This is a genomic window from Vibrio sp. 10N.222.48.A3 (assembly GCF_041475345.1).
GTDB lineage: Bacteria > Pseudomonadota > Gammaproteobacteria > Enterobacterales > Vibrionaceae > Vibrio > Vibrio tasmaniensis_A.
The window spans coordinates 1-372 of the sequence record NZ_JBFRVX010001490.1; the positions used below are offsets into that span (position 1 = coordinate 1).

At 43.5% G+C, this 372-nt stretch carries 1 pseudogene; it reads left to right on the top strand.

Annotation, left to right across the window (positions count from 1 at the left end):
* Positions 1–206: pseudogene (locus AB4653_RS27315) on the top strand (ATP-dependent helicase); the annotation flags it as partial.
* Between the last annotated feature and the right edge of the window lie 166 nt (positions 207–372).

Sequence of the window (372 nt, forward strand, 5' to 3'; positions counted from 1 at the left end):
GAAATAATGGCAGCAACTATAAGCGCGGTAATAAGCCTTCTACGAATAGTTCTGGCAAGCCAGGTGGTGCAGGTAAACCTAAAAAGTCTGGTTTCGGTGGAAGTAATGGTTCGAGCAAACCGTCTAACAAGTCATCAGGTAACAAGCCTACAGGTAACAAACCTTCACCATCTAGAAGCCGTTCTAAGCCTGCATCTCAGAAATAGTAGACAGAACGTTTGTCACGTAGCTTTACAAAGATTATGTAACGAGATCGCTTCGTAGGAGGGTTCTCGTTCATTGACGACTTCCTGCTATCGAACTCGAACAAGCGCGAATATTGAATTTCAATGTTCGCGTTTTTTTATGGGTGTAATTAGGGCGTGTTGACCT